Annotated in this window: 18 protein-coding genes; 6 read left to right on the forward strand and 12 right to left on the reverse strand. The window is 69.2% G+C overall.

Annotated features, from left to right (window positions below; translation table 11 throughout):
* Nucleotides 1–83: 83 nt before the first annotated feature.
* The 4 genes from GA0070621_RS04815 to GA0070621_RS04830 all read right to left on the reverse strand — a co-directional run bounded on the left by GA0070621_RS04815 (nt 84) and on the right by GA0070621_RS04830 (nt 4,097).
* Complete coding sequence (locus GA0070621_RS04815; RefSeq protein WP_091191915.1) at nt 84–875, reverse strand: methyltransferase domain-containing protein; 792 nt, start codon at nt 873–875, stop codon at nt 84–86.
* Between the two features lie 84 nt (nt 876–959).
* Nucleotides 960–2,636 (reverse strand): hypothetical protein, encoded by a 1,677-nt coding sequence (locus GA0070621_RS04820; RefSeq protein WP_091202005.1) that lies wholly within the window; start codon nt 2,634–2,636, stop codon nt 960–962.
* Nucleotides 2,637–2,686: 50 nt separating this feature from the next.
* Entirely contained in the window at nt 2,687–3,004 is a 318-nt protein-coding gene (locus tag GA0070621_RS04825) for a helix-turn-helix domain-containing protein (RefSeq protein ID WP_091191917.1), read from the reverse strand.
* Between the two features lie 4 nt (nt 3,005–3,008).
* Nucleotides 3,009–4,097 (reverse strand): tyrosine-type recombinase/integrase, encoded by a 1,089-nt coding sequence (locus tag GA0070621_RS04830; protein ID WP_091191919.1) that lies wholly within the window; start codon nt 4,095–4,097, stop codon nt 3,009–3,011.
* Between the two features lie 104 nt (nt 4,098–4,201).
* Here GA0070621_RS04830 and GA0070621_RS04835 point away from each other — a divergent pair, with 104 nt between their 5' ends.
* The 4 genes from GA0070621_RS04835 (at nt 4,202) to GA0070621_RS29370 (ending at nt 10,007) form a co-directional block, all read left to right on the forward strand.
* A complete protein-coding gene (locus GA0070621_RS04835) occupies nt 4,202–4,693 on the forward strand; it encodes a TadE/TadG family type IV pilus assembly protein (RefSeq protein ID WP_091191921.1) in 492 nt (163 codons plus the stop codon).
* 20 nt (nt 4,694–4,713) lie between these two features.
* Nucleotides 4,714–8,163 (forward strand): LysM peptidoglycan-binding domain-containing protein, encoded by a 3,450-nt coding sequence (locus tag GA0070621_RS04840; RefSeq protein WP_091191922.1) that lies wholly within the window; start codon nt 4,714–4,716, stop codon nt 8,161–8,163.
* A gap of 72 nt (nt 8,164–8,235) precedes the next feature.
* Nucleotides 8,236–8,640 carry a hypothetical protein gene (locus GA0070621_RS04845; protein WP_091191924.1) on the forward strand — a complete coding sequence of 135 codons (405 nt, stop codon included), beginning with the start codon at nt 8,236–8,238 and terminating at the stop codon, nt 8,638–8,640.
* A complete protein-coding gene (locus GA0070621_RS29370) occupies nt 8,637–10,007 on the forward strand; it encodes a hypothetical protein (protein ID WP_157739829.1) in 1,371 nt (456 codons plus the stop codon). Before GA0070621_RS04845 ends, GA0070621_RS29370 begins: the two co-directional genes overlap by 4 nt.
* A 54-nt stretch (nt 10,008–10,061) precedes the next feature.
* Here GA0070621_RS29370 and GA0070621_RS04850 read toward each other — a convergent pair whose 3' ends face one another.
* The 8 genes from GA0070621_RS04850 to GA0070621_RS04885 form a co-directional block, all read right to left on the reverse strand.
* Nucleotides 10,062–11,474 carry a nucleotidyltransferase family protein gene (locus GA0070621_RS04850; RefSeq protein WP_157739830.1) on the reverse strand — a complete coding sequence of 471 codons (1,413 nt, stop codon included), beginning with the start codon at nt 11,472–11,474 and terminating at the stop codon, nt 10,062–10,064.
* 83 nt (nt 11,475–11,557) lie between these two features.
* Nucleotides 11,558–12,679 (reverse strand): hypothetical protein, encoded by a 1,122-nt coding sequence (locus tag GA0070621_RS04855; RefSeq protein ID WP_157739831.1) that lies wholly within the window; start codon nt 12,677–12,679, stop codon nt 11,558–11,560.
* Nucleotides 12,679–14,751, reverse strand: coding sequence for a methyltransferase, FxLD system (gene fxlM / locus GA0070621_RS04860; RefSeq protein WP_091191929.1), 2,073 nt, complete (start codon nt 14,749–14,751; stop codon nt 12,679–12,681). Before fxlM ends, GA0070621_RS04855 begins: the two co-directional genes overlap by 1 nt.
* A gap of 14 nt (nt 14,752–14,765) precedes the next feature.
* Nucleotides 14,766–16,058 (reverse strand): lanthionine synthetase C family protein, encoded by a 1,293-nt coding sequence (locus GA0070621_RS04865; protein WP_091202007.1) that lies wholly within the window; start codon nt 16,056–16,058, stop codon nt 14,766–14,768.
* The gene (locus GA0070621_RS04870) at nt 16,055–19,165 is read right to left on the reverse strand and encodes a lantibiotic dehydratase (protein WP_231920985.1); all 3,111 of its coding nucleotides are present in this window, start codon (nt 19,163–19,165) and stop codon (nt 16,055–16,057) included. Before GA0070621_RS04870 ends, GA0070621_RS04865 begins: the two co-directional genes overlap by 4 nt.
* 81 nt (nt 19,166–19,246) lie before the next feature.
* The gene (locus GA0070621_RS04875; RefSeq protein WP_091191932.1) at nt 19,247–19,405 is read right to left on the reverse strand and encodes an FxLD family lanthipeptide; all 159 of its coding nucleotides are present in this window, start codon (nt 19,403–19,405) and stop codon (nt 19,247–19,249) included.
* 136 nt (nt 19,406–19,541) lie between these two features.
* On the reverse strand, nt 19,542–19,871 hold the full coding sequence (locus tag GA0070621_RS04880; RefSeq protein ID WP_091191934.1) for a hypothetical protein: 330 nt from the start codon (nt 19,869–19,871) through the stop codon (nt 19,542–19,544).
* Nucleotides 19,868–20,113 (reverse strand): hypothetical protein, encoded by a 246-nt coding sequence (locus GA0070621_RS04885; protein WP_091191936.1) that lies wholly within the window; start codon nt 20,111–20,113, stop codon nt 19,868–19,870. The genes GA0070621_RS04880 and GA0070621_RS04885 overlap by 4 nt, the downstream gene beginning before the upstream one ends.
* Nucleotides 20,114–20,689: 576 nt before the next feature.
* Between GA0070621_RS04885 and GA0070621_RS04890 the strand changes: the two genes are divergently transcribed.
* Entirely contained in the window at nt 20,690–22,063 is a 1,374-nt protein-coding gene (locus GA0070621_RS04890; RefSeq protein ID WP_157739832.1) for a tetratricopeptide repeat protein, read from the forward strand.
* Nucleotides 22,063–23,040 (forward strand): phosphotransferase, encoded by a 978-nt coding sequence (locus GA0070621_RS04895; protein WP_091191938.1) that lies wholly within the window; start codon nt 22,063–22,065, stop codon nt 23,038–23,040. Before GA0070621_RS04890 ends, GA0070621_RS04895 begins: the two co-directional genes overlap by 1 nt.
* The last annotated feature ends 220 nt before the right edge of the window (nt 23,041–23,260 follow it).

The raw sequence follows: 23,260 nt of genomic DNA on the forward strand, positions 1-23,260 counted from the left end.
TGAGCATATCGGTGCGCTTCAGTTCGGGAACCGGCTATGGCGAGAGCGTCAGCCGGGCTGGCTGGAACGGTGGATTCCGCCGCCTAGCTGTTTGTGGTGGGAACGCGGCCGATGGCGGTGAAGAACGTGAAGGCGGCCAGGAATGGGCCGTTGGTCAGGCTGGTGAGCCAGGTCCGGGCGGCGTTCTCGTCGAGGGCTCCGGACTGCCATGCGCGCTGGGCGACGGCGGGCATCCGCAGGATGGCGTCTGCGGCTTGGTAGTCGTGGAACATGGCGACGGTGGCCTGGATGGAGGCGACTTCGAACCCGACGTCGTTGAGGAGTCGGCCGAGTTGCCGTCCGATAGCGGCGTTGCGAACCACCTTGCTGGTGACGTAGCGGGTGTAGGCGCGGCTCGTTGCGGTGTCGGCGGCGTCGATGGCGAGGGTGTCCCAGTCTGGTTCGGCCAGTGCGACCAGGCCGCCGGGACGTACGACTCGTCGCAGTTCGGCCAGTGCCTGGCGGGGGTCGGTGAGGTGTTGCAGCACCCGGTCGGTGCGGGCACGGTCGATGCTGGCGTCGTCGAGTGGCAGGGCGTGGGCATCGCCGGCTCGAACCGTGACGTGTGTGTGCGCTGCGGTTCGTTGCTGGGCTTGCTCCAGCATCGCTGGGTCGTGATCGATGCCGATGACGGCTCCCCTGTCTCCGACCGCGTTGGCCAGCGCGGGAAGGTCGGTTCCGGGCCCGCACCCGACATCGAGCACCACGTGGCCTGGGCGCAGGTCCAGCGCCGTGAGGAGTTGTTGCTTGTATTGGCGCCCGGGATCGCTGGCGGCGGCTTGGTCGAGGTAGGCGATCTGGTCGGCGGCGCGCAGGGTGCTGCTGGGCGGGGTCATGGGAGCAGGAAACCACAGTCGCGACCCGGCGTGGGGGTGTTGCTGTGGTGGTTGTGTGGAGATCAAGTCCTGGGGTTCGGCGGGTCAGCCGGTGGTGGAATCGCGGTTTGCGGTCGGACCGGTGAGACCGGGGTGGTCGACGGTGGCGGTGTAGCGGGTGCTGGCCTGCACCGAGAGGCCGAACAGGTCGACGAGGCGGCGGACATCGCCGTCGGTGGCGTGGGCTTCGTTGAGGATGCGGTCTTCGCGGATCGCGGTGCCGGACAGTCCTTTGCCGGTGATGAGCCAGGTCCAGCGTTGGCCGACTGCGGCGTCGGGCCGGCAGGCTGTGCGGTAGTGCAGGAAGAAGTGGTCGTTGAGGGTGTTGGGCCAGCGTGTGTGGCGGTAGTCGAGCCAGCGGTTGAGGCGGTCGAGCACGGGCTCGGCCAGGACGATGACGCGGCCGTCGGTGTGCAGGCGTCCGTCGCGCAGATCGGTGACCTTGAGACGGCGGATGTGTCCGGGGCGCAGTCCGTGGAAGGCGATCAGGGCGACGACGGCTGCTTGGGCGAGGTTGCTGGAGTTGAGGGCCTGCCGGATGGCGTCGAGGTTGGCGGGGACGGGCTGGCGGGATGCGTGTTCGCCGGTTTTGACGCGGCGGGTTGGGTCGGTGAACAGCACCTTGTGCTCCTTGAGCACGCGGAAGACCGACTTGAGTCCTTGTCCGGCGGTGGATCGCTGGTTCCCGGAGGCGGGCAGGGCGTCGAGCACATCGTCCTTGCTGATCTCGCGCAGGGTGGTGTGTCCGCTGGTGGCCCAGGCGCGCAGGGTGGGCAGGGCCCAGCTGGTGTGCAGGCGGATGGTGGTCTCGGAGCGCGGCCGTCGGCGCGGGCTGGTGGGACGGCCGTGCCGCATGACGTGGTACCAGGTGAGCAGTTCGGTGGTCATCGGCTCGGGAAGGCCCTCGATCTGGCTGTGGAACCAGGTGTCGAACGCTGGGTGCCGGTCGTCGATCAGCAGGCCGGCGTCGGCGAGGACCTCGAGCACGGTCCAGGTGCGCAGGCCGGCGGCGCGCAGTTGGAGGACCTCGGTGGCATTGATGGCCGCGCCGGGGGTGTCTTGCAGACCGAGCAGGATGCGGATGCCCCAGCGGGCCTCGTCGGTGTGCTTCTTGCCCCACCGTCGGGCAGCGGCGTAACAGCGGGTGTGTCGGTCGAGCTCGTCGGCGAAAGCCGGGTCGGGTGGTGCCGGCATGGCGGCGCGTCCGCACGCGGCGAGGTCACGCTCCATGGTGAACAGCAGCAGTTGCTGGTGTCGGACAGGGCGCCGCGGCGGGTGGTCGGCCGCGGGCGGGGTGGACTTGGGCTGGTAGCGGCTGCCGTCGGAGAACATGTTGGCCAGGAACAGTTGCTGCCCGTTGCGGTTGGCAGCGACAACGTCAAGCTTGTCGCGGCCGGTGCGGACCAGGGTGGCCTGCTTGCGGCACAGTCGGCAGACGCCCTCGGCGCCGAGGATGGTGGCCCGGCCGCAGGTGCGGCAGTCGCCGACGACCTTGTACTTGGCGCGCCAGGTGCTGCAGCCGTGGCACCGCCAGTTGTGCAGCCGGGTCACGCCCCACGCGTAGCAGTCCCGGCAGGACTCGACCGGCGGCGTGGCGTAGGGGTGGCAACGGGTGCACAGCCCAGCGGCGAAGTAGCCGAAACGGGAGCCGCAGCGCAGGCATGGCGGCGGGATGACCGGGCCACCCGGCCAGCAGGTGAAGCAGAAGTCGACCTGCGGCATGGCCACCGGCGTGGTGCGGCAGCTGGTGCATCGCCGGACGCGGGGTCTGCTCATACCGGTGGCGCCGATCGGGTCCGGCCCAGCCGCGGGGTGATCGGCGTGGCCTCGCCGCAGGCGATGGCTGTCTTGGCGGGGCGTCGTGCGGCGACCTTGTCCGCCTCGCAGACGAGCAGGTCGGTGGGCGTGCAGTCCAGCACCGCGCAGATCAGCTCCAGGTCGTCGAGCCGGATCGTGGTCGGCGTGCCGGTCCACAGCGCCGACATCTTCCCGGCGCTGATCTCCAGTCCGGCCTCGGCCAGCCGGCGGCGCAGCTCGGTGGACTTCCAGATTCCCCGCTCGGCAGCCTTCATCCGCAGGTTCCACCGCATCGACCTACCCCCTCGTCGTCTCGGTCAGGCGTGCCGTCACACGCTCGTTCGCCGCGGCCCAGGCGTGCTCGATGTGCTTGTCGTGCACGTGGATGTAGCCAGTGGTCGTCTGCAACCACGAATGCCCGAGCAGTTCCTGGATCGCCTTCAGGTCAACCCCTCGGGCGTAGAGCGACGACGCGCAGTAGTGGCGCAGGCCGTGCGGGGTCAGCCGGCTCTGCCAGGAAGGCAGCCACCGTTGCACCGCCGAAGCAAGGCCGTTGCGCAGAGCGTTGGTGCCGATACGTTCACACCGGCCGGTGACCGGGTCGCGACGTTCGCTGGGCAGCAACGGCGCGTGCGGGTCTGCCCAGTCGTCGCCGAACTGATGCCGCACGTCGACCAGCCACCACTGCAGCAGCTCGCCGATCGAGTTGATCCCGGGCACCATTCGGGACTTGGGCCCGCGGCCGTGGCTGCCCTTGCCGAAGCGCACGTGCAGCTTGCCCAGCTCACCCAGGTCCGGCCGCCAGTCACGGATGTCCAACATCGCGGTCTCGGTGATCCGCAGGCCGGCCCGGCGCCACAACGACGCCGCCAGATAGTCCCGTGCCGCCGGAAGATACTTACGCGCCTGGGGCAACGCCCCGCGCCAAGCGCCGAACAGGGTCTCTACCTCGCCGTCGGACGGGGGAACTCGCACATTTGCCGTGTACGGCTTCGGCGGCCGGTTGTACTCGTCGATCGGCTGCACCAGCACATGGCCGGTCAGCGCGTGGATGTCTCCTTGGTACCGCGTCAGCAGAAAGTCGAAGAACTGCGCAACAACCCACGCCTTCCCCGTCACCGTCGCCGGAGCCAGCCCGCGATCCTTGCGCAGGTGCACCAGGTACCGGTCGGCGTCGCCAGGCTGGCACGTCCACACCGGCTCGCCAAGGAACCGGATGAACTCGAACAGTACGTACCGCTCCTTCACGATCTGCCGATCGGTGATCCCCGAACCAGCCGACGCCAAGGCGTACTGATCGACCAACTCCTGCTCGAAGTCCTCCAACTCGGCCGCTGTCCGCAGCCGACGCGGGGCATCGATCGACCGCACCACCGCCAGCGCCATGGTCGCCCCACTTCAGGAATCACTCGCCAACGTCTGCACAAGCGACAACGAGTCAGGAATCCCGACGTTCCGTCGAAACTCCCATCTGTGCTCGGGAGGCCCCGATGACCAGGTGCTTCGGCAGCTCAAGACAACCCGGCCAGGAAGAAACCCGTGACACTTCTGACAAGATCATGAAAGCCGCCATCCGCCGGCTGAGCGACGACGACGGCCGGATCACGATCTGGTTCGCCGTCCTCGCACCCGCCTTCCTCGCCCTGATCGGCCTCATAGTCGACGGCGGCGCCAAGATACGCGCCTACCAGCGCGCGGACAACATCGCCGCCGAGGCGGCCCGTGCTGGCGGGCAAGCAATCAAGGCCGGACAGGCCATAGACGGCGGTGCCAAGGAGATCGACCCCTCGCGCGCCGCCTCCGCCGTGCAGGCGTACCTCGACGATCTCGACGGGGTCACCGGCAGCGTCCGTGTCAACAACCCCCAACAGCTCACGGTCACCGTCACCGTCACCTACAACCCGATCCTGCTCGACCTGTTCGGCGGGGGCGGCGGCACGACGGTGACCGGCCGGGCGACCGCGAACCTGATCGCCCAGTAGCAGCTCGCAAAGGAGCAACCGTGGCACGCACCGCAATCACCGCCGGCCGCGGCCAACAGGCCCTTACCGCCCTCGGTGCTCTCGTCCTGGTTGCCGTGATCGCTGCTCTGCCGATTCTGCTGCTCTGGGCCGCCGGCAATCCTCTTGCCGAGCTCGGCGGCTGGTTCGCCACCCTCACCGACGACCCGGGCGCCGCAACCAGCCAGGCCTGGCAGGCACTCAGCACGCGTGACGACGGAGATCTGTTCCTGTGGGCCCTGTCGCTGGTCGCCTGGGTGGCCGCCGCCCTGGCCGCGTGGACCTGGGTAACCTTCCTCGTCGCCGTCGTCGCGGAGGCCGCCGCGCAGGTACAGGGCCGCCGGAAGGGACGTATTCCGCGTCGCATCGCCCAGGTTCCCGGCATGCGTCTCCAGCAGCGAGCCGCAGCCGCGCTGGTGGCTGCCATCCTCGGTGGCCTTGCCGCGCCGGCCCTGGCATCGGCTGCCGCCCCCGCCGCCGCCGTTCAACCCATGACGGTCGGACCCACAACGGCTGCCGAGGCGACCGAACAGCCGAGCCCCGCGCCGACCCATGCAGCGACGGCAGAGAATCACCTCGAGCACACCGTGGAGCGCGGCGAGAGCCTGCTGGCCATCGCCGAGCGCTACAACGTCTCGTGGCAGCGCCTGGCCGAGGCGAACCACGGGTTGCCGCAACCAGACGGGCGCAGCCTCCAACCAGGTAACACCCGGGTCTACGCCGGATGGACCCTGCGCATCCCGCTGGCCACCGCCCCGACCGCCACCATCACGTCGACCCAGGCCTCACCTGCTGCAGCTACTGCTCGGATCAGCTATTTGGTCGCACGCGGTGACTGGCTGTCGGGTGTAGCACAGCGCTTCCTTGGGGACGCCGACCGCTACGTCGAGATCGCCGACCTCAACCCGCAACTCAAGAGGCGTGACGCTCGCTTCCCCGACCACATCGAGCCCGGATGGCGGATTCTGCTGCCCGAGGAGGCTCGCGATCGCGGCCCCGTCGAGCGAGCTCAGGGTCTGGTCGTGAATGGCGACCGCGCTCGGCCGAGCCCGCCCGCTTCGGAAGCTGACAGCGCGTCGGCCGATCCCCGTCCAGGGGCAGCCGCCGACAGCCCCGCGGATGCGTCCGGTTCGAGGCAAGGAGACGCGAGCTCGTCGCCGGCCGTCGCTCCCACAAGCCCCCCGACTGCTACGGCTACGCCCTCCGCCTCGGCCAGCTCACCTGCCGACGAACGGACAGCGACGGCACGTCCCACCGATGAGGCAGAACAGGGACGCACGCAGCCAGTACAGGACGGCGAAGTCAACGAGGGAATACTCTTGGGGTCGCTCGCCGGCGCAGGTCTGCTCTCCGCGCTGCTGCTCGCCGCCGTCGTACGTCGGCGAACCCGTCAGCGCCAGCACCGTCGGTCCGGTCGCCGACTACCGCATCCCCGCAGTGGGGCGACGGAACGCGCGCTGCGGGTCGCCGAGCAACCTGCCGACGTCGACCGGCTCGACCTCGCCCTGCGCAGCCTCGCCGCAGCGCTGGCCGAACGCGAGCAACCCCTGCCGGACATCGCCGCCGCCTGGATCGTCGACCAGAGCGTCACCGTCGTGCTCACCACACCGGGTGCCCAGCCGCCCGCGCCATGGATTGACGACCGGGGGCACTGGACCCTGCCCGGGGATGTCACCGTGCCAGCCGTCACCGAGCAACTCGCGCCGCTGCCCGCCCTCGTCGCCGTCGGGTCCCAGCCGGGCCGGCACCTCCTGCTCGACCTCGAACGCCTGGGCAGCCTCGCCATCGCTGGCGACAGCGAGCGCACCCTGGCACTGCTGCGTTACATCGCCTGCGAGCTGGCCTGCAACGCATGGTCCGACGACGTCGAGATCATCGTCACCGGCTTCCCGGCGTACGAGGCCGAACTTCTGGTCGCGCTCAACCCGGACCGGGTGCGGGCAGCCTCGTCCGTCAGTGAGGCCGTCACTCGCCTCCGACGGCGAGCCGCCGCCGTGGCCGCCGCCCTCTCCGCCTCTGGAGCAGCGGACGCACTCGCGGGCCGAATCTCCGACAACGGCGAGGCATGGGCACCCCAGGTGCTGCTCGTCGCCGATCCGGATGCCGACGACCTCGATCTGCTCGACGAGTTCGGCAAAGAGCTACGGGAGGCCGGCCGGTGCGCTGTCGCGGTCGCCAGTACCGCCCGGGTCCACGCGGCGACCGGCCCGAACACGGCCATCATCGACGAGGACGGGACCCTGCATCTCGCCCTGCCTTATTTTCTCGTCGACGGTGCCGCAGCGGGCCTGCCCGTACGCGAGCTGGAACCGCTTGTCGAGATCATGGCGCAGGCCCGGAGCGCCACGGACGAGTCGGTCCCGCCGGCCGCCGAGCCGGAGGACTGGGCCGAGGGCACCGACGCGGCCGGCTCAGTGCTTGAACTTCTCACCGCGGCCGCCGTTGCCGAACCCGCGATATCGCAGGCACCCGAGAACGATGAGTCGAACCTCTCTGACGCATCGGCGCCACCAGATCCCATCGTTGCTGTCCCGCGGATCGACAGCGGCCACGCGGGTTACGCCGGGCCACGGCGAGAGGTCAACGCGGCGATCCGGCAGCGCCGCCGCCAGTCCGACCCCGAGCTCGATTCAGACCTACGGGCCTGGCGTGAGCAGGACAATGCTCGTCCCCGTATCAGTGTGCTCGGCCCGGTGGATGTCGATGCACCGGGCCCGGCGCCTGCTCAGCGTCGTCGCTTCCACGCGGAACTCATCGTCTACCTCGCCCAGCGCGGCGCTCGCGGAGCCTCCGCCGAGCAGCTCACCGACGCGTTGTGGCCCGAGCAGCAGGTCAAGGACGCCAGCCGCCGCGTGGCCATCACGCGAGCCCGGCGATGGCTGGGGGAGAGGCAGGACGGCAGGGCCTGGCTGCCCGAGATGGGATCCGATCGGCTGTACCGGCTTGAGCCGGGATACCTACTGGACTGGCATCTCTTCCGTCGCCTCCGCAGCCGTGGGCAGAGCCGCGGCCCGGCCGGGGTCAAGGACCTACGCGCCGCGCTGGAGCTGGTACGCGGAGCACCACTCGACGGCGCCGACCGGGCGTACGCAGTTGGAGCACGCAATCCCTTCACCTGGCTGCCCGAGTCCGACATCTATCCCGGGCACATCACGTCCGCAATCGTGGACACTGCCCATGACCTCGCCGAGCTGTACCTCGAGGCGGGGGACCCCGCCGGAGCTCGGTGGGCGGTACAGCAGGCATGGCTGGCCGACCCAGACCGCGCTGACGACGGACCCTGGCGCGACATCATGCGGGCTGCCCACGCAGAGGGACACGCCGCAGAACTACGCAATCTGCTGGGAGAGCTGATGCGCGTCCGCGAGGCCGAGGTGCCGGAGGACCTCACACCGACCACATATGCCCTGCTGCGTGAGCTCCTTCCGGACCTGCTCGCAGCCACCGGCTGACTACCTTCGAACGATAGACCTGACGGACCCAGTGAGATCACGACAAGAACGAAGCGGAACGGGTGAACCACTATGCAGACTTCGAACCAAGGTGACGTCCTGACGTACGTCGAGGCGGCGAAAGAGATCAGCATTCACCTTCGCGGCGAACCCGACGATCTCGTTGCAGCTGGGGCGATGTATCTGGCACGCGAAGCCTGGCGGCAGCTCGCCGGTAGTGATCTTGCTTGGGACCGCTTCGGTCTAGAACTACTGGACGTTCGAGGGAGGCTGTATGCGGACCAGGACGTGAGCGTCGACGCCCAAGCGCCCGTCCGTGATGACGCGGAAACCCGCCTCGCCGTGACGTCCATGGTCGAGCAACTCGCGCGGTACCACGATCGGTGCGCCAGCGACGATCGCTTCGAGCTGGCTGAACGGCTCAGTCACGACGCCGGTGCCCAGCAGTTACGACGTGCGGCGGCGGCGCTGGGATGAGTTTCGGCCACTGGCACCGGGAGGCGTCTGAAGCGCTGAGCGCAGCGACTGCGGCGCTCGGGCAGCGGCGGGCGAACACCGCGGCGGAGATCAACGCTGCTGTCACGGCCAGGTCAGCGCTCTTCACCCAGTTGGCCCGAGTGACTGAGCTGCTCGTCGGTGGCCGCCCCGCAGCCGAGGTGCCGGATCGGGCGGGAGCTGCGGCAATCTTGGCGAGACGCGGACAGGCGCTGACGAAGTTCTACGTCGGTCTTCGAGCCGCCGCGATCGTCGACCGGAGATTCCCATCCGCTCCCGCCACAGCCAGCACTGAACCTGTTCGCTCCTTACGCCGCGCTGCGGATGCCGTCGGCGTGATCGGCGACATCCTCGCCAGCCACGTACCACCCGGACGAGGCCCTTGCACACCGGAAGGCCTCGCCATCCGGGCCAGCGGCGGCGTCCAATCCGGCCTCGCCGACATCGCCAGGCTTACCTTGCACGCGGTAATGGTCGATATCGCTCTCCCCGCATGGCTCGATCGCGGAAAGGGGCACCTGGCGGAGATCTACCGAGCGGCGGCGGAGGCCGCCAGGTGGACAGCCGGCAGCCGGCTGAGCTCGGTCGCCCGCGAACTCATCGGCGCAGGACGTGGACAACCTTCACTGGATGAACTCAACGTTGCTCGGTCTCCGCTGAATCCCGTACCAGGCGTCAGCACCGTAGACGATGCGATCACGGCTGTCGCCGCCGCGCGATCCTGGATGTGGCACAACCCAGCACAGCTCACCGGCGCTCACCTGCAGCTCGGGACTCGAGTTGGGCTGGCCGTGCACGTCCTGGCCAGCGGTGACGACATGCAGATGGTCGGCGGTTGGCGGCAGGCAGCCATCGCGGCCGGGGAGCTTCGTGCCACCCCGCCAGTCGGTCCGGCTCGGGATGCTGCGGCGGAGCTGGCAGAGGTCCTGCGCTGGCTGCGGTCAAAAACACCGGCCCACCCCGACGATCCCGGGAAACCACCCGACCAGCAGATCGCACGCCTCGACGCGGAGCTCTCCTTCATGGCCGCCACGCTCCACAAGGGGCTCAGCGCTGCGCTGCAGCGACGTGAACTGTTCGTTCGGGCGGAGTCATCCTTGAAACGTCAGGCCGGATCGCTCGTCTTCCGGGCTACCGAGCGGTGGCGACCGGCCGTGAGCGACGACGATGTGGTGCAGGATCTCACCCGGGCGCTTCTGCAGCGGCACGACGTGGACAGGGAGCGGGATCACCCGGTTGCGGCTCGGGCGTTTCCGCATCCACCACGACCGAGGGCTTCGACGGCTCAGGCATCGGTAGGCCCGGCCGCCAATGCGAGGCCGGGACGGGACCTCCGCCGATCACGATGAACCGCGGCGGCCGCGCGCGACTGCGGCCACCGCGTCGGCAGGCAGCGCCCAGCTTCAAGCGGAATCCGCTGCCGAGATTTCCGGAGGCGCCTCGCAGAGGAGGTCGCCGGCCCGCTTGACACTAAGTCCCGAGCCGGGAACCCGCGAGACCAACTCGCGCATCAGGTTCTCGGCGTAGGAGCGAGACAGATTCGTCGCGACGTACACCGGGCCGGCGGAGGTCTGTACCTCCTTCGGAAAATATCCCGGTGTCACGTCGTTTTGGCTCGCGCCGATGGCGCCGCCGATGATCGTTGCCGGTATGCCCGCGTGCTCGGCGACGAACTTCACTAGATCGCGTACGGCTCGCGCGGCGGCGACGGGTCGCCGGGTGCGGTTCGGCTCCTCCAAGGAGTAGATCGTGAACCGGCCGCGTACACGGCGGAGCCGCAGGCGCAGCAGTTGCCGCCGGTCGGCGTCCCCAGCGGCCTCGACGTAGCGGTCGAGGAAGACGGCGAGCAACTCGTCGTCCAACTTCCGGACCTGGGTCGTCTCGGTCGGATAGTCCATCAGCCGGGCGACCTGGCCCTCTTCGAGGTTGGAGAGCGCCGCTTCCAGCTGGCCGATCGTGGTCACGTCCAGCGCGGCCAACTGTTCGACGAGAACGGCGAGCGACGGCGAGTCGCCCGGCTCATCTCTTGGGAAGCGGTCGGCGATCAGCTCGCCCAGTGCTGCTGGGTCCAGTGGAGTCGGGTTGAGACCCTCCGGCGACGGCTCGTCCACCCCGATCACGGGCTCGTCAGCCGGTGCGACGTCGCCGGTCTCCTGCGGCCGGAGCAACTCCTCGATCTCGTCGAAGATATTGTCCATGTACCGGCGCATGCCGCCAGCCTCAACGAAGTACTGATCCACCCGCCCCTTGTCGCCGGGCGTCAGCTCCTGGTATGCGCCGGACTTGTAGCGGATGTCGTGCTCGTACTCCGCCCACGCGTGACCCGCCACACTGCGCACCTGGATCTCCAAGCCCTGGTACTTACCGAGGTACTTTGCGAGAGCCACGTAGCGTCGCTGGACGGCAGGATCCTTGATGCCGGAGATGACGATGTGCTCGCTGTCGTACCCGTTGTGCTTTTTGTCGCCGGGATTCTGCCGTTCCCGGTACTCGCAGCGGCTCACAATGAGATCTGCCAGGTCGTTGCGCGCTCGGGTGGTGTAGACGATTACGCGGGCCGCCACGCAGTCATGGATTTGCGCAGCGGGGTCGGTGTACTTCGGTGTTCCGTCGTCGTTCGTCTTCTGTGATTTCTCCGTGTACGAGGCCAGGGTCTTGGGGCGTGCCTCCACTAGGTGGACGTCGATGCTGGCATCCCGCGCCAACTCGGTGAGGAAGCGTTTCGTCTCGCCGGCCGCGTCGGAAAGGAAAGCCTGATCCTGCGCGTACTGCCACAGGTGCGAAGGGACCTGTTCCATGCCTTCAATCTCGGACACCCGGGCAGGATACCCATGCGTCGGTCCGATTTGGAGGGCCATCCTAGCCAGGGATTGGCTGGGCTCCCTGGCGCAGCCTGGCCTCAAGGGCGCCGCGCCGCTGTGGCGGTCCCGGCACCCTGGAGCACCGCCCTGCTGATCGTCACGGCATGCAACAGCCGCTCGTGAACGACGATTGGCATGCCTTGGTGTGTCGTACCAGATGCCTGCAGGGTCTCGGCCAGTTCGGCTTCGGCTTGCGCGTCAATGACGGTGAGGACGTCGCGGTGGTGCAGTAGGTCGCGGGCAACGTAGGCGTTGTCGAGGGTGCAAGCTTGTTTGATCAGGCCCGCGGCGAGGCTTCGTACATCGGGATGGCCTATGCCACCAGCTGCATCGATAACCGCAAGCCCGAGGCGAGTGTGAAAAACGGCAAGGCTTGGTGTGGGCGTCAGCCGTCGGTAACTGCCGAGCAGCGCGTCGAGGTAGGCCTCTTCCGGTTCGCCGGCGGCCCTGGCGCACAGGTAGGCCAAACAAGCGGTGACGGCCTCCTCCCACGGCTCGCCGCGGGCGGTCTCGGCGATGATCGTGCGTGCGCGTTTGATGTCGCCGGAGGCGACGTGGGTGATGACTGCGACCTGGCGCCCGTCGAGCATGCGTTGGCCGATGCCATTGTTCTGCTGGAGGTGGTCGTAGGCCTCTTTCCACCGGCCGGCGCTGGTGAGTGCTCGGGCACCGTCTGCGATGAGTACGCTCCACAGCCATTGGCGTACTTCGCGATGGTCGTCCTCGGTTCGGGTCAGCTTGCTCCCCGGCAGAGAACGGCCGTCGATCAGGGTGTCGGCGCGCGACGAGACGGCCTGGAAGAGGTCCGTGAGGAGTTGGTGCGCGGCGTCCCCGTTGCCGTCTCTGATGTGCAGGCGTGCGAGGTTCACCAGGGGTTCCAGTGCATGCCGCGCGGCCTGCGCGCCCAAGGGGAGGGCGTGCAGGTACGCGTCGGCATGTTCGTGGCACCACTGCCGGGCGAGGTTAGGCTGGCCGCAGTCTGAGGCGATCAGTGCCGCCTGGTTGTACACGGCAGACGCCGCAGCCAGGTTGTTCTCCCGCTCGGTGCGGTCGGCGAGCGCACGCAGCTCGTCAACGCGGATGTTCAATGCCTTGGCGATGGGTCGTGGCCGGGCGACGAGCGGGAAACGCCGTAGGACCTGTCCGGTGGGGTCCATCATCAGCGCCAGGTGACGGTGATGGGGTGGTGCGGGCGGGAGAGGATGAAGCGCCCGATGGAAGGGTCCGCGGCGACGGGCGCGTCGGGAATCTCGAAGCGGACCGTGCGGGAGCGGTAGTCGGCGTTCCAAATGCGGATCTCCTCGCTGACATGCTGCGCGAGGTCCTTGCCGCCTGGCCCGTGGCCAATGACGCCGACCTCGTACAGCTTTCCGCCATCAGCGGCCGGCGGCGCAGGCCGGATGGTGAGGTACGCGAGGTCGGCACCGCGGGTGGTGGCCATCGCACCCCAGGGGAACATGGGTGCCACCGTGCCGCGTTCGATGGCCACGGGCTGGGCGTTCAGCCGCATGATGGCGTTGTCGAGGCGGCAGGCGAGCCAGAGGTCCATCCACTCGTAGGGCACCATCGGCGGGAAGAGGACGTCGGTCCACAGCTCGTACGGCTCGGTGTCCAGTACGCCGGCGAGTGCCGCTGCCTCGACGTCCTGGTCCTTGTGTACCTGCAGGGTCACATCCTGCTCGGGGGTGAGGGCGACGAGGCGCCGAGCGTCGTCACCGATGCCACGGAGCGGCATGAAGACAGCCAGCTCGCTGCCGTTGTCGCGCCATCCGCCGTCGTGCCGTTCGAAGATGATCGACCGGGACGCGGCACCGCGGAGGCGGAGCGGTACGACGAGGCGACCGTCCGGGGCGAGCTGCTCCAGCCACGCGGTGGGCGTTTCCCACGCCCCGACGGTGGCGATGATCCGGTCGTACGGAGCGCAATCGCGATGCCCGAGCGCGCCGTCCTTCTGAACGACTTCGACGTTGGTGACGCCGGCGGCGGCGAGATGCTCGCGTGCCCCGGCGACGAGGTCGTCGTCGATGTCGATCGTGACGACGTGTCCGGTGTCTCCGACAATGGCTGCCACAAGTGCGGCGTTGTAGCCGGTGCCGGCGCCGGCCTCCATGACCCGGTGGCCTGGTTGGGCGTCGAGTTGTTCGAGCATCATGGCCACGATCCGGGGTTGCGAGGCGGCGCTGATGGAGGTGCCGCAGCCATCGGTCTTGGTGTAGACGGGACCGTCGGCGTACGCCTGCTCCAGTGGCACTCCGGGCAGGAACAGGTGCCGCGGCGTCCGGCGCATCGCGGCTTCGACCCTGGGCGTGCGGATGATGTCTTCGGCGCGCAGCCGGTCAGTGAGCTCGCTTCGCAGGTCGTTAGGGTCACGAAGCGGGGTCACCTGGTCAACGCTAACGGTCGTGGATGTGGATTCAGAGGTCGACACGATGCTCCTCGTGGTGTGGAAGACGTTCCTCACCGCGAGCGCGGCGAGGGTGGACTGGTTCCGCAGGGACAGGCCCAGGCGGTTGGCGTGGAAGATGACGTGGTGGGCGAGGACGGCGCGGAGCCCGCGCCGGAGGCGGCCGTGCCGAGCGAGGTCGGCGAGGGCCTGACCGGCTGCCTCAAACGCGTCGAACCACGGGCCGTTGCCGATCAGCGGACCGCCCGAGTCGGGGTGGGTCAGGCTGCGGGCGTCGGCTGTCATGAGCCGGTTCATCGCCCGGGTCAGCGACGCGGCCTGCTCCTCGGCGGGCGTGGCGGGGATGGGACGTAATTCGACGACCTTCGCCCAGACGTCACCCTGCTCGTACCAGTCCAGGCCGGCGCTGCGCGTCAGGACGCTGCAGAGCAGGACGGCGAGTTCGCGGTTCCCCAGCGCGGCCGAGGCGGCGGCTGGCCGGAGCAATTGGTGGCGACTGTCCTGGTGGAACAGCTCGTGCGCCACGCGCATGCCGGCCGTGCCGCCGAAGGCCAGCGTCTCCGGCTCGTAGACGCCACGCGTCCAGTTGACGATGCGGTCATCGACGGCGAGTGTCTCCAGCACATCCTCGACGAGATGTGACGTCGGATCGTCGGCAACGTACCGCCACCGCCAGGTGGGGTACTTCCGGACGTACCACCATCCGTGCAGGACGCCTTCGTCCTGCGCGGCGTCCATCGCGGGTGCCAGGACGGTGGTGGCGACCTCCTCAGCCGTGGATGGGGTGGGGAACTCGACGGTGTACTGCCGCCAGACGGGTGTTGGCATCGGGCTCGACGTCCTCACGTCAGGGGATGGGTTGGTCGGGCGGTGAGCAGGCAGGAGTCCCAGGAGCTGTTCGACACTGCTGCGGTACGGCAGCTCAGGGCGGCCAGGGCGACCCCGGCAGCGCCTTCAAGGAATCCCGGTCCTGCCGCCTTGGCGATCAGGGCGGCAGCCGTACGCCGAGGGCCCGCGCCTTCCTTATCGATCATGTCGAGAAGGCGGGGGACCAGGGCATTGAGGCGTGCCGCGACCTCAGGCAGGGCGTCGTCGGCGGCGCGGCGAGCGATGTGCGCCAACCCCGCGTACCCGTGGCAGAGAGATGGGTCGGTGGTTGCGGCGAGCTGTTGCGGGTCGGCGAGAGCGCGTACGAGTGCGCATTCGGCAATCGTGCGACGGACCGGATCGTTCAACGCCAGCGCCGCGAGCTGCTGGGCGCGCGCCAGCCCTGTGGTGCCGTAGCACCAGGACGGGCGCTGGCGGCGGTGGACTTCCGCGCGGTTCGCCTGTAGCTGCGGTCTGGTGATCCAGTACGGCCAGATGGGGCCGGCGTCGGTCTCGCTGCGCCATCGGTCGAGCCAGGAGCAGATGGTCCCGATTGCTGCGAGCTGGCCGTCGACAACGACGCCCCGCAGAGCAGCGAGTGCCAGAAGGGTCATGGGCCCGGCGATGCCGTGTGCCATCCCGTTGTTGCCATGACCGCCAGGGAACCGGGCGTCGGGACGCCCGGAGGGGCCGCTACCTGCCCACCAGCCTGGTAACACCTCGCCGGGCCGATGCAGGGGCTGTGTCAGTCGGACCAGGTACTCAAGTACGGCGCGAAGCTCCTGTCCAGCGGCCGCTCGGTGGAGCAGATACGCACCGATCCCGGTAAGCCCTCGGATCGCGTCGAACTCGGCCAGAGCCGGCAGCTTGCCGGCGTCGATACGGGCGTGCGCGGCGGCCACGCGTCGTCGGGCGTCGGCGGTGATCGCCTTGTCGGGGCCGTCCAACGCGTCGGCGTAAGCGCCGGGCTGGCGGGCGGCAGCGCAGGCGAGTACATGGGCCAGCGCGGGTGCGCCGTGGAAGGGGTGGCTGTGGGCGCCTGACGTTACCGGGCGGCTGGTAGCGGCGGTGAGCCAGTGATGGGCGCGTTGCCACGGTCTTAGCCCCGCCGCTGCCAGCTCCACGTGCAGCAATGCGATGCCCGGTACGCCGAGGGCGAGCGACTGCCGCCACCACGGTTGGTGGACCGGCAGACCGGCGGCGTCGGGATCGGCGAGCAGGTCGGCGACCGCGACGGCCAGCTGGTGGCCCTCGTACGCGGCGCTCATGACCGGCACCGGGCGAAGTAGGCCAGGGCGGCGGCGCGGGCGAGGTACCGGCACTGGTCCTCGTCGTCGAAGTCGATGCCGACCGCGCGGATGTAGTGCGCGTGCATGAGCGAGCCGAGAACATCGTCGACGTCGGTGCCTCTTGTGTGCGGGCCGGGTAGATGGGTTTGGTACACGGCCAGGGCCACGTCACGGTTCTTCCAGGCGTCGACGATGGCGGTGCCGCCGGCGACCGCGCGCAGGGCCGCCCAGTCGTCGCCGGGGTGGGCGAGGCGGACGGCTTCGCGGAACAGCGGCCGGGGGACCGGCTGAGGCGCGGCGGCGGGCACGTGGTCGATCAGCCAGCGCATGCCGGCCTCGACGCTGCCGGTGTAGGCGACGGCGATGGCCGCGGTGTGTGCGGCGACCAGCGCCTGCCGGCTCGGACGTACTGGTTGGCGCAGTTGCGTCAGCACGGCGTGGGAATCGGCGATGAAGACCCCCTCGGCGGCCTGCATCGCGGGCCCGGATCCCCACCGGCCGGTCTCCGGGTAGGAGGTGGCGTACTGCACCTCCCGCAGCAGGCCGCGCTGGCGCAGGTCGTCGGCCCACGCGCTGACGTGCTGCGCGGCCCGTCCGAACGCGGACGCGTCGGGGAGGGCGATACGCAGGCGTAGGTGCGGGTCGGGGTCACGGAAGCGGAGGAACCACCAGTCGGGCGGCGCGTCCCACTCGGCGAGCAGCCGGGGCAGGTGCTGGGCGAGCAGGAGATCCTGACGGCGGATATCCCCGTACAGCTTGGCGAGCAGGATCCGCGAGGTGGCCGGGCTCTGCCCCTGGTCGCGTCCAATGACGCGGGCCGGGGTCGGCGTGGGCAGCGGTGGCCAGGGCGGCGGCTCGGTGGCGCGTAGTGCCACGATGACCTCGTGCGGACGGCCGCCGCACCACCCGAGATCCTCTGGAGTGGGTGCCTCCACGAGAACCGCTCGTGGCGCGGTGAGCAGATGGGTGCGCAGTAGGACCCGGTGCGCCTGCTCGTCGAGGTCCAAGGGCAGTCGACGGTCGGCCTCGACCAGGTGCACCAGGCGCGGCAACCGCCGGCGAGCTCGCCATTCGTCCAGCGCGTTGTCCCAGGCGTACCAGGGTTGGTGACGATCGGGCAGCTCGGCGGCCTCCAGCCGCCAGGTCGCTGGGGCCAGGATCGCCCGCCCGTACCGCACCCGAGGCAGGAAGGGCAGCTTCGCCCGGGCGGCGGCACCCCAGTCGAAGGCCGTGACCTGGGCGCACTGGGCGCGCCCGAGCTCGATGAGGAACCGGGCCAGCGGCGGGGTGTGGGTTCGCAGGTTCAGCGCGTGCATCCCGACCGCCTCGATCCGGCGGCCGCGATCCGGCACCGCGAGGTACAGGCGTCGGCCGTCGCACCCCACCGCCAAGTCGTCAACAGTGAGCACCGACCGGCTCGGCCACCGGTGCTCGGCGAGGCTGATCACCGTCGGCAGCACCTGAGCGGCGCGTGCGACGTGCGCGGTAGCGGGATCCAGCGGCGGGAACGACACCTGGGCGGGCACGGTGTTCCGGTCTGCGGCGGGCAGGCCGGTCAAGCCGGCGGCGAACCTTCCGGCGTCGAGAGGCCTCAGCACGCTGAGGAACCGGCCCGTGAGCCCGCCGGCCGCCCGGGAAACCGAGGTGACTTCGATCGTGAACCTGCCGCGCTCCAGGTCCCGCTCGTCGGCGGCCTGCACGCGTACGCACGCCTCCAGATGTGGAGGTAGGCGTAGCCGCCGCGGGCCCAGCTCCAGCTGTCCGATTAGCGCTTCGTCGAGGACGACCTCACTGGCGCCGTCCAGTGCGGCTCGCTGTGCCACGCCGAGCAACATCTCGTCGCGCCGAGACATCGGAGAACGAGGATCCGTGTCCGGGCTGCCCGGGTAGCCGTCCGGCAGGCCGATGCCGCTGTCCGGGTCGACGACCTCCCGTAACGGCACCAGCGAGCCGATCCCGTAGCGCTCGTAGAAGCGCTGGTGATAGGCCCGCCACGCGCCGGTGCCGTACGGGTAGGCGCTCAACCGGGTCAGCACCAGCGCGGCGCGTTCCACCTCCCGCGCCACCTGATCGGGGAGCGTCACCGAGGCGTCCAATCGGAGATCCACCGCGAGCGGCTCGTTCTCGGAGAGTGCGAGGCTGCGCATCCGAGACGCCACCAGCCCCCGGGCCGCTGGGGCGTCGTCCGGCTGCGCCGTGTTGTGCCGTTGCAGCCCAGCGTGGATCTCTTCAAGAGCGGCAACCACGCGAGCGACGGGCGTAACCGTTCCGGCGCCGATGTCCTCGAGTTGGCGCACCAGGTACCGCAGGGCGTCCGGCTCGGTGCTGGGAGCGTGAAGGCTCGTGATGAGAGCGCGGTGCGCGATCAACTCGGTGAGCATCGCCATGACGACTGCCGCCGACGCCTGCGGGAAGCTTTCACGGAGCTGTGAGGCGAGGACTTCTACCCGGATCGGGCTGTGGGCCGCTTTGATGGCGGCGCGTACGGGTGCCGAGTGACGCAGGGAAACCTCCACCGCGCCCAGCTGCCCGTCGTGTCCGGGTTGCTGCTGGTAGGGGACGATCAGCCGGTCGTCGCGGACCGTCATCGTGCTGTTCGCGACCAACGGTAGGCGGGACAGCAGCTCCGGGCACCCTTCGAGATGGGTGATCACGTCGTCGAGCCAGGCGGCGCTCGCCCGGGCGACGGCCTGATGTGACGAGCCCCAACGGGTGGGTGCTCGCGATCCGAACGCGGCAGGTGCCACGCCGGCGAGGAGCCCGAACGGCGTGGGGCGGCCCAGCAGGCGCTGCGCGTACCGGACGATGGCGAGGACCGTTCGCCGTGCCTCCCGTACGGAACAGGGCTCACCCGCGCAGAGCCTGCCGACCTGCTGCGCGAGCACCGGGCTGGAAAGGGCGACTGCCTCGGCCACGGCCCCGATGGCCCAGACCTGTCGTAGCCAGGCGACCCAGGACGTCACGAGGTCAGCGCGGGGTTTGGTCAGATCTGGCCACGGGGGCAGCTTGATCTCCGGATGGGCGACGGCCCGGACAAGCGCCGTGTCCATCGACCGGTAGGCGGGGGAATCCCCGGAACGGCTCACGTGATCACCTCGGCGAGACAGGGGGTACCGGCCGGCGCCGGCGCTTGCCACAACGCCGGCCGGCCTTGTGGAGCCCGTAGATCAGGCGACGTTGGTGGTGCAGGCGGTGCAGGTGCTGCCGCAGCCGTCATCGGTCAGATTGACCAGACCGGCGACGTCCGCCACCTCCAGCAGGCTGACGTCGAGGTCGAACTCGTCGTCGCTGCCGGTCTCGCTCAGCTCCAGAGTTCCGTTTGCCATGGGTGCCTCCTTCTCGAAGTTCCGCGGGCCGTCGTGGCCCGCGGCGAAGCTCGGCGGCCGCCGCCGCTCTGGGGCGACCGCCGCTACCGCCGAATCAGGCGGAGACCGAGGTGTCGATCGCTCAGCGGGCTGGCCGCTACCGCATGCGGATGACCACCGTGTCGTCGCAGGCGGAGGTGGTTGCCGGTTGCACCAGCCGAAGGGGTGCGGGCCGACGATTGCGAGCGGATGCTCGGCCAGCTGAGGGAGCCGCCCTCGGGTAGGTAGCGATGACCCGCGCGGCCCAGGAGTGGTACTCGCAGGGGAAAGGCTTGAGCTGGCGAAAGTAGACGTGGCAGCCCAGGCAGAAGCCGTCGTCGTCCCGATGGATGTCCAGGACCACGCGCGCGGTCGCGAGGAAATCGCTGTCCGGGTGGGCCTGCGGAGCCTGGGCGTACTGGCTTTCGTTCATGCCGGCGGCCTTCATGGCGAGGTTCTCTTCTCGGAGTCGCCGACCTCGCCGTCGATCCAGACCAGCTCGGCGTCGTGGATGAGCTCGCAATGGGTCGCTCTGCTGCAGACGGCAACCGCCTCGCCGTCGACCCCGACGGAGACGGCGGATCCGTTGGGCAGCTCGATACCCCAGGCGACTACTGCTGGGCTGTCATCGCCGTCGGCGTACCTGGCGAGGGCGAACCGGCGAGGGACGGTCAGGTGTTGTCCGATCATGAGTCGCTCCTGTGGAGGGGCGGTACGCGGTGCCAGTGAACTGCTCGGCGTAGGGGCGGACGCTGGCGGGACTGTCCGCGATGGCGTGCCGGCGAGTTCTGGCACCGGCACGCCACCACGGCACCGGCGGTCCGGCTCGGGAAAGCGCGGGGGACGACGATCCCGAGCGACACGGATCTCCGGCAAGCGCGGGCGGGAGCGCTAACGACGTCTCGGGTCAACGTCAGCTCCAGCCGCGCATTGGTCCGAGGCGAGCGGGCCTCCTGCACAGCACCCACCCCGAACCCGTCCTGGCCAGCCTGTTGATGGCGGTCGCCACCCTTTATGAGAGTCAGCCTCGGAGCTTGCTCAGCTTCGGTCGCCGAACCCTGTTGCAGGACCCGGAGGCGGTGACGGCTTCTGACTGGCATGCCAACGACCTTGGCCGATGCCGCTACCGGCAGCTAGCCAGCGATGAGCGCCCCACGATGGGCTTCTCATCGTGAGATGGCGGGCCGAAGGCCCAGCGGCAGGGCGGACATCCTGCACGGAGCCGACTACTCTGCGCAGTATCCGCAGTAGGAGGGAGTGGCATCCATGCAGCGGATCGTCAGGCCGCAGTGGTGGCGCGACGGCGTTTACCGCGGCGTTGCCGTGCGCGTACACCTTGCTCGCCACGACATCGGAGCGGTTTTCGGCTTCCTGAAGGAACGCGGCTTCAGCTGGTCGGCGATCGCGACCGCAACCGGGCTGGGCGCGAGCCGGGTCTCGGAGATCGCTTCCGGTCGTCGCATCGTCACCGATTACGCGGTGCTGGAGCGAATCGCGGAAGGGCTGAACATCCCGCGCCACTACATGGGGCTCGCCCTCGACGAACAGGCTCGCCACCATCGGCAGGACTCCCCGTCCGACCAGGCCAGGTCCCTCGCGCCGATCGACCACCGAGAGTTGCTCGGCGTCGTCGCAAGCATCGCGGTCGGCGCAATACCTGCCGACGTGCAGCGGTGGCTGCCCAGCTCCCAGGAGATCGTCGTCCCGGCCATCGTCGGTCGGGACGAGGTGGCCACCGTTCGTGCTGTGACCGCCTTCCACCGGCGTCTCGACGCAGCTGCCGGAGGCGGCCGGTGCCTGCAATCCGCACGCGGATACGTGGCGTGGGCGACGCAGCTCCTACAGATGAAATGCGCCGATGCGGTTGCTGCCGACCTGCGGGCTGCCCTTGCTGAGCTGCACAACCTCGTCGGCTGGGTAGCGCACGATCTCGACGATCACGACATGGCCCGCCGCCATCTCACCCAGAGCCTCGTCCTGGCGCGGCAGACCGACTCGCTGCCGCTGCTGGCCAACACCCTGTATCGCCTCGGGCGGGTCAGCCTGCACCAGGAACAGCCCGCCGAAGCGCTGCAACTGTTCGGCCTTGGGCAACTCGCGGCACAGCAAGCCGGCTGTCACGCGAGCGTCGCCATCCTGCACGCCAACACCGCCTGGGCCTACGCGCTCCTCGGTGCCGACCATCAAGTCGTCGACAGCTTGACCCGTGCGCGAGGCGAGCTCGAGCAGGCAGACCTGGACACCGCACCGGCCTGGACCCACTTCGCGCTGACCGAGGCAGACGTGCACGGAATCTCCGCCGTCGTCTACTCGGCCCTCGCTCGCCACCCCGAGCACGTGCGCTACGTCGACCGCGCCGCCGAGCACTCGCACCAAGCGGTGCGGCTACGCCAGCCTCAAGATCGTCGATCCTATATCTTCGACACGATCTCCGTCGCCACGGCGAGTATCCTGGCCGGTGATCTCGCTACCGCTGGCGAGTACGGGATGAAGGCGGTGGGGCTGATGGCGGATGGGATGCGATCGGCTCGCGTCAACGATCGTCTGAACGCACTGTGGGAGCTCGCCGCACGGCAGGCCGATCGGGAGCCGGCGCTCGCCGCTCTCGGCAGCCGGATCGCGGAGCTGCAGGCGGTCTGATGACCACCGCGCTCAGCGAAGCCATCGCGCAGGAGCTCCGTGTCCATCTGAACGACGTCTGTGCCCAGATCGGCGTCGACCCGGATGGCGCAAGCCTCGTCAAGTACACGATGAACGCTGTGTTCGTGGCGCCGCCACTCGTGATCCGACTTGCTGCCGGCTCGCATGCTGCGACGCTCGCCCACCGGGTGGTGTCGGTTGCGGCATGCCTTGAGATGGCCGGCAGGCCGGCCGTGCGTCTTGCCCCCGGTATCGCTGCTCAACCGTTCTTCAGCGGGGACTGGGTAGCCACCGCATGGCGTTACGTACCGACTGTCAGCGACGAGCCCAAGCCAGTCGACCTGGCCGCGCCGCTCCGGGCCCTTCACAGCCTTGACCGGCTCGATGTAGCGCTACCGCGCTGGTCGCCTATTGGGAAGTTTCGTCGGCGCCTCGACGCTGCCGCAGCGCTAGCGCACGAGGAAGCCGCCGAGCTGGAGCGGTGGTCGAGAACGAAGCTGGGGATCGGGGCTGCTGACCTCCTGCGGGAGCTTCGTTTGCGCTGCGACCAGGCAGAAGAGGATCTCGATCGGGTCGCGTGGCAGCTGCCGCCAGGCGTCATCCACGGGGATGCCCACACCGGGAACGTCCTCCTCCCTGCCGCAGGTTACGGCGCGGTCGCCCGCCCAGAGCCGCTGCTGTGCGACTTGGACGGCGTGTGTATTGGCCCGCGGGAGTGGGATCTCGTACCAACCGCCCACGGCGCCACCCGCTTCGGTCGCTCACCTGCCGACTATCAGGAGTTCGTCGAGGTCTATGGGTTCGACATCACTGCGTGGGCAGGCTGGCCGGTCTTGCGCCGCGTTCGGGAGCTGCAGCTGGTTACCAGTACCATCGACTCCCTCGCTGGCCGTCCTGACGTAGCTCGTGAGTTGGCGCACCGACTTCGATCGCTTCTCTCCGACGATCTTGACGTCAAGTGGCGCCGCTACCAGTAGTGCCTGTGTAGCTCAGTTGGCTACCGGTAGTCAGGGAATGGACAGAAGCCGCCATGCTGGGTTGAGCGAGCTTGGGGCCGACGGCAGGTTGCGCAGGCGGAGACAGCGGGGCCGAGGCCGACACGCCCGTCAAGACGCGTAGCAAGGCCGGCGCAATCTGGACGAAGAGATGCGCGCCCGTCGGCAGCAGCAGCCGCCGACGGGCGCACCTGGCCCAGGT

The sequence above is a fragment of the Micromonospora narathiwatensis genome (assembly GCF_900089605.1).
GTDB classification, from domain to species: Bacteria; Actinomycetota; Actinomycetes; order Mycobacteriales; family Micromonosporaceae; genus Micromonospora; species Micromonospora narathiwatensis.

Bases quoted from the DNA above. Each gene is read 5' to 3' on its own strand.
- GA0070621_RS04815 (WP_091191915.1), bottom strand. From the start codon at position 875: ATGACCCCGCCCAGCAGCACCCTGCGCGCCGCCGACCAGATCGCCTAC.
- GA0070621_RS04890 (WP_157739832.1), top strand. From the start codon at position 20,690: ATGCAGCGGATCGTCAGGCCGCAGTGGTGGCGCGACGGCGTTTACCGC.
- GA0070621_RS04820 (WP_091202005.1), bottom strand. From the start codon at position 2,636: ATGCCGCAGGTCGACTTCTGCTTCACCTGCTGGCCGGGTGGCCCGGTC.
- GA0070621_RS04875 (WP_091191932.1), bottom strand. From the start codon at position 19,405: ATGGCAAACGGAACTCTGGAGCTGAGCGAGACCGGCAGCGACGACGAG.
- GA0070621_RS04885 (WP_091191936.1), bottom strand. From the start codon at position 20,113: ATGATCGGACAACACCTGACCGTCCCTCGCCGGTTCGCCCTCGCCAGG.
- GA0070621_RS04895 (WP_091191938.1), top strand. From the start codon at position 22,063: ATGACCACCGCGCTCAGCGAAGCCATCGCGCAGGAGCTCCGTGTCCAT.
- GA0070621_RS04835 (WP_091191921.1), top strand. From the start codon at position 4,202: ATGACCAGGTGCTTCGGCAGCTCAAGACAACCCGGCCAGGAAGAAACC.
- GA0070621_RS04825 (WP_091191917.1), bottom strand. From the start codon at position 3,004: ATGCGGTGGAACCTGCGGATGAAGGCTGCCGAGCGGGGAATCTGGAAG.
- GA0070621_RS29370 (WP_157739829.1), top strand. From the start codon at position 8,637: ATGAGTTTCGGCCACTGGCACCGGGAGGCGTCTGAAGCGCTGAGCGCA.
- GA0070621_RS04855 (WP_157739831.1), bottom strand. From the start codon at position 12,679: ATGATGGACCCCACCGGACAGGTCCTACGGCGTTTCCCGCTCGTCGCC.
- GA0070621_RS04880 (WP_091191934.1), bottom strand. From the start codon at position 19,871: ATGAAGGCCGCCGGCATGAACGAAAGCCAGTACGCCCAGGCTCCGCAG.
- GA0070621_RS04830 (WP_091191919.1), bottom strand. From the start codon at position 4,097: ATGGCGCTGGCGGTGGTGCGGTCGATCGATGCCCCGCGTCGGCTGCGG.
- GA0070621_RS04845 (WP_091191924.1), top strand. From the start codon at position 8,236: ATGCAGACTTCGAACCAAGGTGACGTCCTGACGTACGTCGAGGCGGCG.
- GA0070621_RS04865 (WP_091202007.1), bottom strand. From the start codon at position 16,058: ATGAGCGCCGCGTACGAGGGCCACCAGCTGGCCGTCGCGGTCGCCGAC.
- fxlM (WP_091191929.1), bottom strand. From the start codon at position 14,751: ATGCCAACACCCGTCTGGCGGCAGTACACCGTCGAGTTCCCCACCCCA.